Below are 12148 nucleotides of genomic sequence, written 5' to 3'. Positions count from 1 at the left end.
GACGGGTATGCGTGCGAACTACACTCGCATGATGCCTGACCGCACCGCGCGCGCCACCCCTGCCCCGACGCGGCGGGGGCGTAGCGGCGGTGATCGTCGGTCCCAGGCCGACCGCTCGGCGGAGTCCCGGGAGAAGATCATCTCCGCAGCAATCGATCTCGTGGGAACCAACGGGTACAACCGCACCACGCTGGTGGAGATCGGGCAGCGGGCCGGGCTCAGCCGCGGCCTCGTCACCTTCCACTTCGGCTCCAAAGAGCAGTGCATGGTGGAGGTGATCGCCGCCATCCGAGAACGGGTCACAGCGCAGATGGCGTCAGGCGGACCGCACGCACGCGGACTCGCCGCGATCGACGACCTGATCGAGCAGTATTTCCTGCCCGATCGGCTGGCCGGCCTGGACGGGCCCAACTACGCCCGGGCCATGTTCGTGCTCCAGGTGGAGGCGTTCACATCCTCCCCCGGTCTGCGCTCGGCCGTGGCGCAGAACAACACCCTCATCCGCGAGATGGTCATCAGCTGGATCGACCAGGCGGTGGCCGACGGCGAGATCGAGCCGACCGACCGGGCTGCCGATCTCGCCGTGATCGTGGAGGGAACGCTGCGCGGGGTGGCGCTGCAACACCTCACCGACGACGGCCTCGATCTGCGGCACATCGCCGACGTGACCAAACAACTTGTGCGCGGCTATCTCTCGGGTCATCTCGGTTCCTGAGCCGCACCGACCGGTGGCAGAGCCGGTGGTCACAGTTCGGCCAACTTACTTGCTTGCCACTCAACAAGCTAATAGCGTGACGGGAGTCACTGGACTCGTTCTCCTCGACCCGGGCCCGGCACCCCGATCCCATCCTGTCCTGACACACCCGAATCCCCGACAACCAACCGGAGGCCCCGATGTCGACGACGCCATCTTCTGATCTGATCCTCACCGAGCGCCGCGGCGCAGACGAGAGCATCCTGCTGATCACCATCAACCGTGAACAGCGGCGCAACTCCTTCGACGGCGCGACCGCACACGCGCTCGAGGCGGCTCTCGACGCCTACGAAGACGATTCCACCCTGCGCGTCGCGGTGATCACCGGGGCCGGACCCACCTTCTCCGCAGGCCAGGACCTCAAGGCCGCCGCAGTCGGCGACTATGGGTCCACCGAGAGGCGCGGTGGCTTCGGGATCATGGCCCAGCCGCCCACCAAGCCGATCATCGCCGCCGTCGAGGGCGACGCCTTGGCCGGCGGTTTCGAGCTGTGCCTGGCCTGCGATCTGATCGTGGCCACCGAGGCCACGCGGATGGGACTGCCCGAAGCGGCGCGCGGTCTGATCGCGGTCGGCGGCGGCCTGTTCCGGCTTCCCAAGCGCATCCCCCACAACGTGGCCGTCGAGCTTGCCCTGACCGGAAAGCCGCAGCCCGCCAGCGAGTTCCACCGACTGGGGCTGGTCAGCCGGATCACGCCGGTCGGTGGGGCGGTGGACGCCGCACTCGAGCTGGCCGGCGACATCGCCGCCGCCGGACCGCTGTCGGTCATCGCCAGCAAGCAGATCCTCGCCCACGCCCACGAGTGGACCGACGAACAGGGCTGGGCCGAGCAGATGGTCTACGCCAAACCCGTCATGGATTCCGAGGATCTCAAGGAAGGCCTCGCCGCGTTCGCCCAGAAGCGGGCGCCCCAGTGGAAGGGACGCTGACACCGGCTCTGCCCCAATTCATCTCCATATCTCTGATCGCTTCGACCATCGCTTGCCCCACCTGACAAAGGAGTCACCATGTCCACCGAGAACATCCTCGACCTCACCGGCCACACCGCGCTGATCACCGGCGCCGGCCAGGGCGTCGGACGCGCCATCGCCCTACAGTTCGCCGCCAACGGCGCGTCGGTGGTGGTCAACGACTTCGACGCCGAACGCGCCAAGAACGTCGTCGAAGAGCTGCGGGCCGCCGGCGCGAACGCCACCACCGCCGTGGGTGACGTGGGTGACTTCGAGGGATTCGGTGCCGCGATCGCCGCCGCCGCAGACGAGCTGGGTCCCATCGACATCCTGGTGAACAACGCAGGCAACCGTGGTGCCGAGGCGCCCAACAGTGCACCCAAGCCGTTCTGGGAACAGGACCCCTCCGACTGGAACCCCTACCTCAACGTCAACCTGCACGGCGTGCTCAACGCCAGCCGACATGTGTTCCCGCACATGATCTCCAAGAAGTACGGCCGACTGATCACCGTCGTCTCCGACGCCGGCCGGGTCGGGGAGATCAACGGCATGGAGTCGTACTCTGCGGCCAAGGCCGGGGCCGCCGGGTTCACCCGATCGATGGCGCGTCTCGGCGGACGATTCGGCATCACCGCCAACGCGGTTGCCCTCGGAGCGACCCGCACCCCGGCCACCGAAGCAGCCATGGGCAACGAGGATTTCGCCAAGAAGGTGCTCTCCAGCTACGTGGTGCGTCGGTTCGGTGAGCCCGAAGACGCCGCCAACATGGTGCTTTTCCTGGCGTCGGGAGCGTCGAGCTGGATCACCGGTCAGACCATCCCGGTCAACGGCGGCTACTCCTTCACGCTCTGAGCACAGGCGAGGAACTGACGATGACTCTCACATCCGCGCAACCAGAGCTGTACTCGGTCGACGATTCCGGGACGCCCGTTCTCAAGGGTCTCACCGACCCAGACGGCAACGTGTTCTTCCCTTTTCAGCAGTACGGGTCCGAGGCAACTGGCGCCTACGGCGATCAACTGACCGCCATCGATCTGGCCGGTACCGGAACGGTCACCGCCCGCGCCGAGGTCCATCATCACCCGTCGGCCGACATCCCGACCCCGTTCACCGTGGCGGCCATCGAACTCGACGAAGGCCCACTCATCCGTGGTGTGCTCGCTGACGGGGTCACCGCCTCGGTCGGCGATCGCGTCCAGGCGATCACCGTGGTGGTGGACCGCGGCGAAGTTCGCGCCGCAGAGCTGCGCTTCGCACTCGCATCCAAGGAGCAACCATGACTGTCACCCTGGCTCGACAACGTCCGGTGTATGTCGCCGGTGTGGGCTGGCACCCATACCAGAAGCCCAGCGCCACACCCTATGTCCAACTGGGGCTGACTGCGGTGCGCCAAGCGTTGACCGACGCCGGTCTCACCTGGCCCGCCGTAGAGAGCGCCTACACCGGCACCTCGATGCTCGGGATGGCGGCATCGCGCCCGATGCTCAAACACCTCGGCGTCACCGGGATTCCGATGACCCAGGTGGAAAACGCCTCCGCCTCAGGCTCGTCGGCCTTCCGTCTGGCCTGCCTGGATGTCGCATCAGGCTACAGCGACGTCTCCCTGGCGTTGGGCGTGGACAAGCCGGCACCCATCCCACCCGCGGGTACTCGGTCGGGGGTGCCCGACCTCTCCGGGTCCTACGTCGCGCCGGTCACTCACTTCGCCCTGCTCGCCGACGAGTACATGAACACCTACGGCGCCACCGCCGAACAGGTCGCGGGGGTGGCGGTGAAGAACTATTCCAACGCGGCACTGAACCCGAACGCTCAGCGGCCCAAGGCTTACGGCTTGGCCGATGTCCTGGGCGGACCGGTGATCTCCGGGGTGTTCACCCGGCTGCAGTGCTGCCCTGTCGGCGAGGGCGCGGCTGCGGTGCTGGTGGTGTCCGACGACGGTATCGACGCGTTGGGGATCGATCGATCCCGCTGCGTTCGCGTGCTGGCCTCGGTGCAGCGCAGCGAGGAGCTGTACGGCGCGAAGAGCTTTGACGCCGAGTTGACCCGCACCACCACCGAGATTGCCTACGAGCAGGCGGGCATCACACCCGCCGACCTCGACCTGGTGGAGTTACACGACGCGTTCACCATCGAGGAACTGCAGTACGTCGAGGCCATGGGGCTGGTCGGCGAGGGTGAGGCGGCCGCTGCACTCGAGCGTGGTCACTTCGCGCGCGGTGGCACGGTGGCGGTGAACACCTCGGGTGGGCTGTTGGGTTCCGGTCACCCGATCGGACCCACCGGGGTCGGCCAGATCGGCGAGATCACCACCCAGATCCGTGGAGAGGCCGGTGCCCGTCAACACGCCGGGGCACGAACCGGTTTGGCTCACATGGTGGGCCTGGGCGCGGTGTGCGTCACCCACGTGTTGCAGGGCCAGTGAGCCCAGCCGGACCCCTGGCGAGACGGCTCTGGTGACTCAGCGGGGTCCGAACTGTCTGTCACCGGCATCGCCGAGTCCGGGCACGATGTAGGCGTCGTCGTTGAGGTGATCGTCGACGGCGGCGGTCACCAGGCGTACGGGGTGTCCGGAGTCACGCAACGCCTGCACCCCGTCGGGGGCGGCGACAACGCAGACGGCGGTGATGTCGGTGGCGCCATGGGCCACCAGCAACTCGATGGTGTGCAGCATGGATCCGCCGGTGGCCAGCATCGGGTCGAGCACGAACACCGTTGTGCCAGTGAGGTCGTCGGGTAGGGATTCCAGGTACGGGACGGGCTGATGGGTCTGTTCGTCGCGGGCGATGCCAACGAAACCGACGTGGGCTTCGGGGACCATGGCGTGGGCTTGATCGACCATCCCGAGTCCGGCCCGCAGCACCGGCACCAGCAGCGGCGGATTGGCCAGGGACACACCGATTGTCGGGGCCACCGGGGTGGTGATCGGCCGCTCCTGCACGGGCGCGTCACGTAGGGCTTCGTAGATGAGCATCTGGGTGAGGTCGGCCAGGGCCGCACGGAACGAGGCGTTGTCGCTGCGTTCGTCGCGCAGGGTGGTCAGCCGGGTACGCGCCAACGGGTGTTCGACGACGGTGACATCCATGGGCAAACCCTACATCTGGGCCGACGAATACCTCCTGGTACACATCCGACCGCTGCATCACCCGGATGCAATGTCGACCCGCGAGATCTGGCGCACCGTCACGATCAGCGCAGGAATGGCCAACACCCCGGAGACCACGAACAGCCACCGCGCATCGAAGAACGCGACGACGACGAAACTGAACCCGTACCCCAGGATGGTGACGCAACTGTCGATCGCCACATCGGTACCTTCCACGCGTCCCAGGTGAGAGTTCGGCACCAGGCTCATGTAGAGCGTGGTGACCGAGATGTTGTAGTAGGAATTGGCCACCGCGCTGATCGCGACTCCAGCCAACAGCCAGATGACATTCGGCGAGATTCCCATGGTCACCTGCGCGATCACCAGAGCGAGGATGGAGGCGGAGAAGACCGCGCCGTAGTGGCTCGGCTTCAAGGTGACGGTGGCCACCGCCGCGCTCAGCGTGGCAACGATACCGTTGAAGGCCATCACATATCCCAGCGATGCGGGCGGCTGATCCAGAGAATCTGCGATCAGAAAGATGAGCCCGAAACTGGTGCACGCGACGAGGAAACCGACACCGTAACTTGCGTACAGCAGCGCTCGGATCTGATGGTTCTTCCAGATGAACCGCAAGCCCTCCAACAGGTCGTCCACCACCGAGGTCCGGACCCTGGGCACAGCGTCATCCGACGTGATCGGACGCTCCGAGTCCTCGGGGAGCACCAGCTTGTTGGCCGACATCTTGCTTCTTACCTTGGTCAGCAGCAGCGCGGAGACCAGAAAGGTCACGCCATCGATGAGAAAGGCGACCGGCGCGTGAAGGTAGGTGAGCACCAATGATCCAGCCGATGCGCCTACCGCTTGGAGTACCCAACTGCTGGTCTCCATCAGTCCATTGGCGCGCGGGAGTCGCGACGCCTCGACCAGCGTGGGCACTGCCGCGAATGCCGAGGTGGAGAAGAAGACGCCGAGACAAGTGCCCGTGGTCAGGAGAATCATCGCGGGGATCGGTGCATCCATGCCCGCGCAGACGGCGAGTCCGATTCCGACGAATGCCCGCAGCACATCAGCCGTCACGAGGACGGTGAAGCGGTCGAACCGATCCGCCACGATACCGGCGAATCCGCCGAGCACCAGACCGGGGACCGTGGCCAGGAGAACGACAGCGAAACGCTGAAGCGGGGCACCGTCGGTTGCCTCGAACAACCACACCGCCACCGCGATCACCCGGAACGCGTCGCCGAAACCCGAACATACGAACGCCGCATAGAAGTATGCGAACGGTCGCCCCAGTCTGAACACAATTCCGCGCCTTCACACCTGGCCTCTGGAACGAGCAGATCGGCGGGTGGTCACGCACCTGTGCGCAACCCACCCGCCGATCCGAGGTTTCTCAGTTGGTCAGTGGCACATCACTTCTGGTAGCCGATGTTCTCGACCTGTGCGGTGTAGAACTGGCCAGCACCGACATTGGCCAATCCCTTCTTCACCGCGAGCTGCGTGGGGCCGTTGTACAAGGGGACGATGGAGTAGGTGCCGATAAGCTCTCGCTCCAGCTTGTTGCCCTCGGCGATCTGCTTGGCCGGATCGGCGATGTTGCCCACCGCCTTGATCTTCGCGTCGAACTCCTTGGTGCCGGCTCCCGACTTGTTCAGCGTCGAATCCGAGCAGTACACCTGGCAGAAGTACGCGTAGCCGAACGGATCACTCGCCGAGAACCCGGAGAACAACACGTCGAAAGACTTCTTGCTCATGACATCCGAGAAATCCGAAGGGCCGGTCTTCGGCACGATGTTGATCTTCACGCCGATGGCCCGCTGCATCGACTGGAAGGCCTGCAGGACAGCAGCGATGGTCTGCGAGTCACTGAAGTTCGGCATGCTCAGCTCCAGCTTCTTGCCGTCCTTCTCGCGGATGCCGTCTGAGCCGCGCTTCCACCCGGCTTCGTCGAGGGTTTTGTTGGCCTCACCGGTGTTGAAATCGATGACCCCCTTGACGTTGTCCTCGTATCCGGGCTGGAAGGGATAGAGGTTGAATGACCCCGGCAACTCCTCGGTGTAGTTCAGCCCCTGGAAGCGGACACGTGCGATGGTCGAACGATCGGTGGCATCGAGGATCGCCTTACGCACCGCCACGTCTTTGAGCACCGGCGATTCGGTGTTCAGGGTCAGCAGCGCGATCGAGGGCGTGGACGACTTGCGGATGTCGATGTTCGTCATGCCCTGCACCTTGGCCAGGTTCTCCTTGGAGGAGACGCCCACGGCGTCGATCTCGCCGGCCTTGAAGGCGTTGATCTCGGCCTGATCCTGCAACACGCGGTAGATCCGCTCATCGAGCTTGCCCTTGTTGCCCCACCATTTGGGGTTGCGCTCGAAGACGATGGTGCCGCCCTTGGAGTCGTAGCTCTTGATCTGGTACGGGCCGGCACCGAGCTCGTTGTGCGGGGTGTCGACGTAGCCCTTGTTGTAGAAGTCCGGACTTGCCGCCTTCGGGTGCAGCACGAAGTTGAACAGACCGTCCGGCCAGGCATAGACACCGTCGAAGGTGACGATGGCCTGCTTGGCGTCCTTGCCCTGCACCACCGAGACGATGCGGGAGTAGCCGTCGGTCGAACTGGCCGAGTAGGCCTCGTTCTTGCCGTTGTTGGTCTCCCAGGTGGTTTTGAACGCCGTCCAGTCGATCGGGGTGCCGTCGTTGAAGGTGGCCTTGGGGTTGATGGTGTAGGTCAGCACCGTCTTGCCGTCGACCAACGACTTGTCGTAACCGGTCAGATAGTCAGCGTCGACCTCAGTCTTGCCATCCGGGGCGAAGTTGATCAGTACCGGGTTGTACCAACGCCACACATTCGAGGTGTACAGCGTGCCATCAGCCTGGAACGGGTTGAACTGGGGCGAGATCTCCGGCAGCGCAGTGGTGTACTTGCCGCCGTCTTGGATGTTGTCGCGCGGTTGGGCGTTGATCTGCGGCGGCAATCCACCGAGGGAGAGGTTGGTCTCCTTCTTGCCAGAATCGTTGTTGTCGCCGCCGCAGGCGCTGAGCACCATCGTGGCCGCGACGGCGACGGCACCGACTGCCATCCATCGCTGCTTGTTCCATCGGGTGGTGGTTGACATACGACCTCCTTCAAGGTCTTTCGAACGCGGCGTCGAGGAGACGTCGGTTGGGGTGGCTGCGGCGCGGTGGGGGCCCATCACGTCGTCTCGGTTGCCGCCGAGTGGATCTCGACGAAGTGGCAGGCGGCGACGTGATCGGGTGCGATCACGGCGTCGGTGGGGATCTCGGTGTTGCACCGCTGCTGCTGGTCTGTATCCAGCGTCTTGCGCAACGGACAACGGTTGTGGAAGCTGCACCCGCTGATCTCGTCGGTGGGGCTGGGCAGGTCACCCTCAAGCACCACCCGGTCACGCGTCCGCTCGAGCTCCGGATCGGGAATGGGGATGGCCGACAACAGTGCTCGCGTGTACGGGTGCTGCGGATCGGTGAACACCGAGTCGGTGTCACCGACCTCCACGAACCGGCCGAGATACATCACCGCCACACGGTCGGCCAGATGTCGCACCACCGAGAGATCGTGGGCCACGAAGAGATACGAGACACCGATCTTGCGCTTGAGCTCGTCGAGCAGGTTGATGACCGACGCCTGAATGGACACATCCAATGCCGACACCGGCTCGTCGAGCACCACCAGCTTGGGGTTGATGGCCAGCGCGCGGGCGATACCGATGCGCTGGCGCTGCCCGCCGGAGAACGCAGCCGGGAACCGTGGGGCGTGCGCAGGGTCGAGGCCGACCAGCTCCATCAGCTCACGAACTCGCCCACGCATCTTCTCGCCGGAGTACCCGAAGGCGCGCAACGGCTCAGAGATGATGTCCTGCACCGTCATCCGCGGGTTCAACGACCCCATCGGGTCCTGGAAGACGATCTGCACCCGCTTGCGCGCCTCGCGGATCTGCTTGCGGCTCAGCGTGTTCAGTTGCTGGCCGTCCAGAATCACCGTGCCGTCGGTGGTGGGCTCCATGGCCAACACCTCCAGCAGGGTGGTGGTCTTGCCCGATCCCGACTCCCCCACGATGGCCAGCGTCTCACCGGCCTTCAGGTCGAAGGAAATGTCGTTGACCGCATACACCGTGCCCACCCGCTGTTTGAGCAGCCCGCTGAGGATGGGGAACGTCTTGGTCAGACCTTGCACATCCAAGACGGTCTCGCGGGCCGCCCGATCCGAGGCGACCACCGGGTCGGGCAACGTCGCCGGCGGAAAGATGTCGGAGCCGTCCAGTTGCCCGTCGCCGGCGATCTCGCCGGACCGGAAGCAGGCGGCGAGATGCTCCGGACCACCGGCGACCGGAGCGAGTTGCGGTTCAGCGGAACGGCATTCGTCGATCGCGGCCGGGCACCGCGGGTGGAACGGGCACGCCACCGGCAGGTCGATCAGAATCAACGGATTACCGACGATGGGCGCCAACGCGGTCACCCGTTCCTGGTCCACCCGAGGGATCGCACTGAGCAAACCGACGGTGTACGGCATGCGCGGTGACCGATAGAGCTCGTGGGCGTCCGCCCGCTCCACCGCACGTCCGGCGTACATCACCACCACGTCGTCGGCCGCGCCGGCCACCACCCCGAGGTCGTGGGTGATCAACATCAGCCCGGCCCCGGTCTCGCGGCGCAGCGTGGCCAACAGGTCCATCACCTGGGCCTGAATTGTCACGTCCAGGGCGGTGGTCGGCTCGTCGGCGATGATGAGCTTGGGGTCGTTGGCGATCGCGATCGCGATGACCACGCGCTGCCGCATACCGCCAGACAGCTCGTGGGGAAACGCCTTGGCTCGCGCGGCCGGGTTGGGGATGCCGACCAGCTCCAGCAGCTCAAGCACTCGGGCGGCGGTCGCCTTCTTGCTGATGGATCGATGCGCCTGCAGCGCCTCGATGATCTGGTACTCCACCGTGTAGACCGGCGTGAGCGCGGAGAGCGGATCCTGGAAGATCATCGCGATCTCCGACCCGCGGATAGCGGTCATTTGTTTGTCGGTGCGCCCCAACAACTCCTGGCCGTCGAACACCACCGATCCCGACACCTCCGCGGTGTCGGGGAGCAGCCCCATCACCGCCAGTGACGTCACCGACTTACCCGACCCGGACTCACCGACGATGGCCGTACAAGCCCCGGGGGCGAGGTCGAAGCTGATCCCGCGCACCGCATCCACCCGACCGGCCTCGGAATCGAACGACACGTGCAGATCCTGCACCGAAAGCAATGGCGTGGCGCTCATGACTTGTCCCCCTTGGCGATCGACACCCTTGCGGGGGTCTTCACCCGCTTCTTGCGCCGGACTCCCCTACCCGAGGACGTGGGATCGAAGGCGTCCCGCAATCCGTCGCCGACCAGCGACAACGACATGGTCAGCAGAGTCAACACCAACGCCGGGTAGTAGAACAGCCACGGCGACGATGTGACCGATGCAGTGCCCTGGGCCAACAACGATCCCAGTGAGACATCGGGTATCCGCACACCGAAACCGATGAACGACAACGACGTCTCAGCGATGATCGTCGAGACCACGCCGTAGACGATGTTCACGATGATCAGCGACGACATGTTGGGCACGATGTGGCGCACCGCGATGCGCAACGGTCCCAAGCCCATGTATTTGGCGGCCCGCACGAAGTCCGATGCCGCCACCGACTGCGCCAGCGACCAGGTGATGCGCGCCTGAAATGGCCACCCGAAGATGATGAGCACCACGATCAGCGCCTTCCAGTCACCACCGAAACGCTTGCCCACCAGGCCCAGGATGAGCAGCGACGGGACCACCAGCATGAAGTTGATGACCAGCAGGCTGATCCGCTCGGTCAGACCGCCCAGGTACGCCGCGATGGTTCCGACCAGCGTCGAGATGATCGTGGTGCCGATGGTGACCAGGAAGGCGATGACCATCGAGCGCTGCAGACCGTGAACAATCGACGCGTAGAGGTCGATCCCGCCGTCGTTGGTACCCAGGATGTGATCGCCGGTACCGGGTGAGACACCCAGTGCGGCAAAGTCGTTCGTCTTGTAGTCCCAGCTGGTGAGGAACCCGCCGAACAGTGCGAACAGCAGGATGACAGCGAAAATGACCAACCCGGCCACCGCGGTCTTGTTGCGGAGGAACCGGCGGAAAGTGACCGCTGCACTCGACGCGCTGGCCGTCGATGCGGCGAGGTCGCCGACCGGACCGGGGGCGGCGCTGGTGGCCAGATCGCCTGGGGCGTCGTATTTCTCAGACATCAACTCACCCGGATTCGTGGATCGAGGTACACCAGCAGGAAGTCGGCCAGGATCGCCCCGACCGCGGTCAGCGCGGCACCGAAGGCGGCGGTGGCCACCACGCCGTGCACGTCGTTCTTGCTGATGGTCTGGATGAAATAGCTGCCCATCCCGTTCCACGCGAAGATCGACTCGGTCAACACGGCGCCGGTGAAGGCGGCGGGCACCGAGAAGGCCACGCTGGTGGCGGTGGGGATCAGCGCCGTGCGCAGGGCGTGCTTACGCACCGCCTGCGACTGGGTGAGGCCCTTGGCACGCGCCATCCGCACGTAATCGGTGCTCAGGGTGTCCAGCAGCAGCGACCGTTGCAGGATCTGGGTGCCCGCGTAGCCGGTGACGATCAGCACCAGTGAAGGCAACGTGAGGTGTTGGATCTTGTCCACTGCGGTGTCGAAGAATCCGGAGACCCCGAGGCTCGACGATCCCGTCACGAAGAACACGGTGCTGCCGACCTGCTTGTTCAGGGCGATCGCACCCAGCACCGCCAGCGTGGCGGCCACCGGCACCGGCAGCACATAGGTGAGGTTGGCGACCAACTGCAACACCCGGTCGCTGACGCTGTACTGGCGAACCGCGGCGTACACACCGAGGGAGACGCCGACGATGAACAGGATGACGGTGGCGCCGATGACCAACTGGAAGCTGTTCCAGGCGCGAAAGCTGATCTGGTCGTTGACCGACTCACCGACCGGGGACTTGCCCCAGTCCCAGTGCAGCGCGATGTCGCTGATCCAGCGCCACCACCGGGTGAAGATGCTGACCTTGTCGTTGAGGTTGTACCGATCGAGGTTGGCGCTGATGGTCGCCTCGGGCAAGGGCGGTCTGCGCTCCTGATAGTTCGACCGTGGACTCAGAAATGCGCTGGCCAAGAAGTAGGTCACGTTGGTGGCCACGAAGATCATCGCGAGCCATCCAGCCGTTCTGCGCAGGAGATATTTGATCACGCCGGCGGCGAGCTCCTTGTCATGTCGATCGCTCGGGGGTCGAGGTGTCGACCCACCGAGATTCTGCCCTCGGATGAGAGTGCCTCGTTGAACTATGCACGAACGATTGTTT

General features: G+C 65.0%; 11 protein-coding genes. 5 read left to right on the top strand and 6 right to left on the bottom strand.

Annotated elements, in window-relative coordinates:
• The first annotated feature begins 31 nt into the window (after window positions 1-31).
• From KIK15_RS08660 to KIK15_RS08640, 5 genes are all read left to right on the top strand, one after another.
• Window positions 32-715, top strand: coding sequence for a TetR/AcrR family transcriptional regulator (locus KIK15_RS08660; protein WP_214243762.1), 684 nt, complete (start codon window positions 32-34; stop codon window positions 713-715).
• Window positions 716-894: 179 nt separating this feature from the next.
• Complete coding sequence (locus tag KIK15_RS08655) at window positions 895-1683, top strand: crotonase/enoyl-CoA hydratase family protein (protein ID WP_214243761.1); 789 nt, start codon at window positions 895-897, stop codon at window positions 1681-1683.
• Window positions 1684-1761: 78 nt separating this feature from the next.
• A complete protein-coding gene (locus tag KIK15_RS08650; RefSeq protein WP_214243760.1) occupies window positions 1762-2556 on the top strand; it encodes an SDR family NAD(P)-dependent oxidoreductase in 795 nt (264 codons plus the stop codon).
• 20 nt (window positions 2557-2576) lie between these two features.
• On the top strand, window positions 2577-2984 hold the full coding sequence (locus tag KIK15_RS08645; protein WP_214243759.1) for an OB-fold domain-containing protein: 408 nt from the start codon (window positions 2577-2579) through the stop codon (window positions 2982-2984).
• On the top strand, window positions 2981-4126 hold the full coding sequence (locus KIK15_RS08640; protein ID WP_214243758.1) for a thiolase family protein: 1146 nt from the start codon (window positions 2981-2983) through the stop codon (window positions 4124-4126). The genes KIK15_RS08645 and KIK15_RS08640 overlap by 4 nt, the downstream gene beginning before the upstream one ends.
• 36 nt (window positions 4127-4162) lie before the next feature.
• On the opposite strand, the gene upp is transcribed toward KIK15_RS08640, so the two are convergent.
• The 6 genes from upp to KIK15_RS08610 all read right to left on the bottom strand — a co-directional run bounded on the left by upp (window position 4163) and on the right by KIK15_RS08610 (window position 12036).
• Window positions 4163-4786 (bottom strand): uracil phosphoribosyltransferase, encoded by a 624-nt coding sequence (upp, locus tag KIK15_RS08635; protein WP_214243757.1) that lies wholly within the window; start codon window positions 4784-4786, stop codon window positions 4163-4165.
• A gap of 57 nt (window positions 4787-4843) precedes the next feature.
• Window positions 4844-6091: an MFS transporter gene (locus tag KIK15_RS08630; RefSeq protein WP_214243756.1), complete on the bottom strand. Its 1248-nt coding sequence runs from the start codon at window positions 6089-6091 to the stop codon at window positions 4844-4846.
• Window positions 6092-6201: 110 nt separating this feature from the next.
• The gene (locus tag KIK15_RS08625; RefSeq protein WP_214243755.1) at window positions 6202-7902 is read right to left on the bottom strand and encodes an ABC transporter family substrate-binding protein; all 1701 of its coding nucleotides are present in this window, start codon (window positions 7900-7902) and stop codon (window positions 6202-6204) included.
• Between the two features lie 77 nt (window positions 7903-7979).
• On the bottom strand, window positions 7980-10058 hold the full coding sequence (locus KIK15_RS08620; protein WP_214243754.1) for an ABC transporter ATP-binding protein: 2079 nt from the start codon (window positions 10056-10058) through the stop codon (window positions 7980-7982).
• Window positions 10055-11053: an ABC transporter permease gene (locus KIK15_RS08615; RefSeq protein WP_214243753.1), complete on the bottom strand. Its 999-nt coding sequence runs from the start codon at window positions 11051-11053 to the stop codon at window positions 10055-10057. The genes KIK15_RS08620 and KIK15_RS08615 overlap by 4 nt, the downstream gene beginning before the upstream one ends.
• Window positions 11053-12036: an ABC transporter permease gene (locus KIK15_RS08610; RefSeq protein ID WP_214243752.1), complete on the bottom strand. Its 984-nt coding sequence runs from the start codon at window positions 12034-12036 to the stop codon at window positions 11053-11055. The genes KIK15_RS08615 and KIK15_RS08610 overlap by 1 nt, the downstream gene beginning before the upstream one ends.
• Window positions 12037-12148 lie beyond the last annotated feature (112 nt).

The organism is Williamsia sp. CHRR-6 (assembly GCF_018474015.1).
GTDB lineage: Bacteria > Actinomycetota > Actinomycetes > Mycobacteriales > Mycobacteriaceae > Williamsia_A.
Note: the sequence above shows the minus strand (reverse complement) of the source record. Positions and strands in the feature narration are given on the sequence as shown.

Bases quoted from the DNA above. Each gene is read 5' to 3' on its own strand.
- KIK15_RS08660 (WP_214243762.1), top strand. From the start codon at position 32: ATGCCTGACCGCACCGCGCGCGCCACCCCTGCCCCGACGCGGCGGGGG.
- KIK15_RS08655 (WP_214243761.1), top strand. From the start codon at position 895: ATGTCGACGACGCCATCTTCTGATCTGATCCTCACCGAGCGCCGCGGC.
- KIK15_RS08650 (WP_214243760.1), top strand. From the start codon at position 1,762: ATGTCCACCGAGAACATCCTCGACCTCACCGGCCACACCGCGCTGATC.
- KIK15_RS08645 (WP_214243759.1), top strand. From the start codon at position 2,577: ATGACTCTCACATCCGCGCAACCAGAGCTGTACTCGGTCGACGATTCC.
- KIK15_RS08640 (WP_214243758.1), top strand. From the start codon at position 2,981: ATGACTGTCACCCTGGCTCGACAACGTCCGGTGTATGTCGCCGGTGTG.
- upp (WP_214243757.1), bottom strand. From the start codon at position 4,786: ATGGATGTCACCGTCGTCGAACACCCGTTGGCGCGTACCCGGCTGACC.
- KIK15_RS08625 (WP_214243755.1), bottom strand. From the start codon at position 7,902: ATGTCAACCACCACCCGATGGAACAAGCAGCGATGGATGGCAGTCGGT.
- KIK15_RS08620 (WP_214243754.1), bottom strand. From the start codon at position 10,058: ATGAGCGCCACGCCATTGCTTTCGGTGCAGGATCTGCACGTGTCGTTC.
- KIK15_RS08615 (WP_214243753.1), bottom strand. From the start codon at position 11,053: ATGTCTGAGAAATACGACGCCCCAGGCGATCTGGCCACCAGCGCCGCC.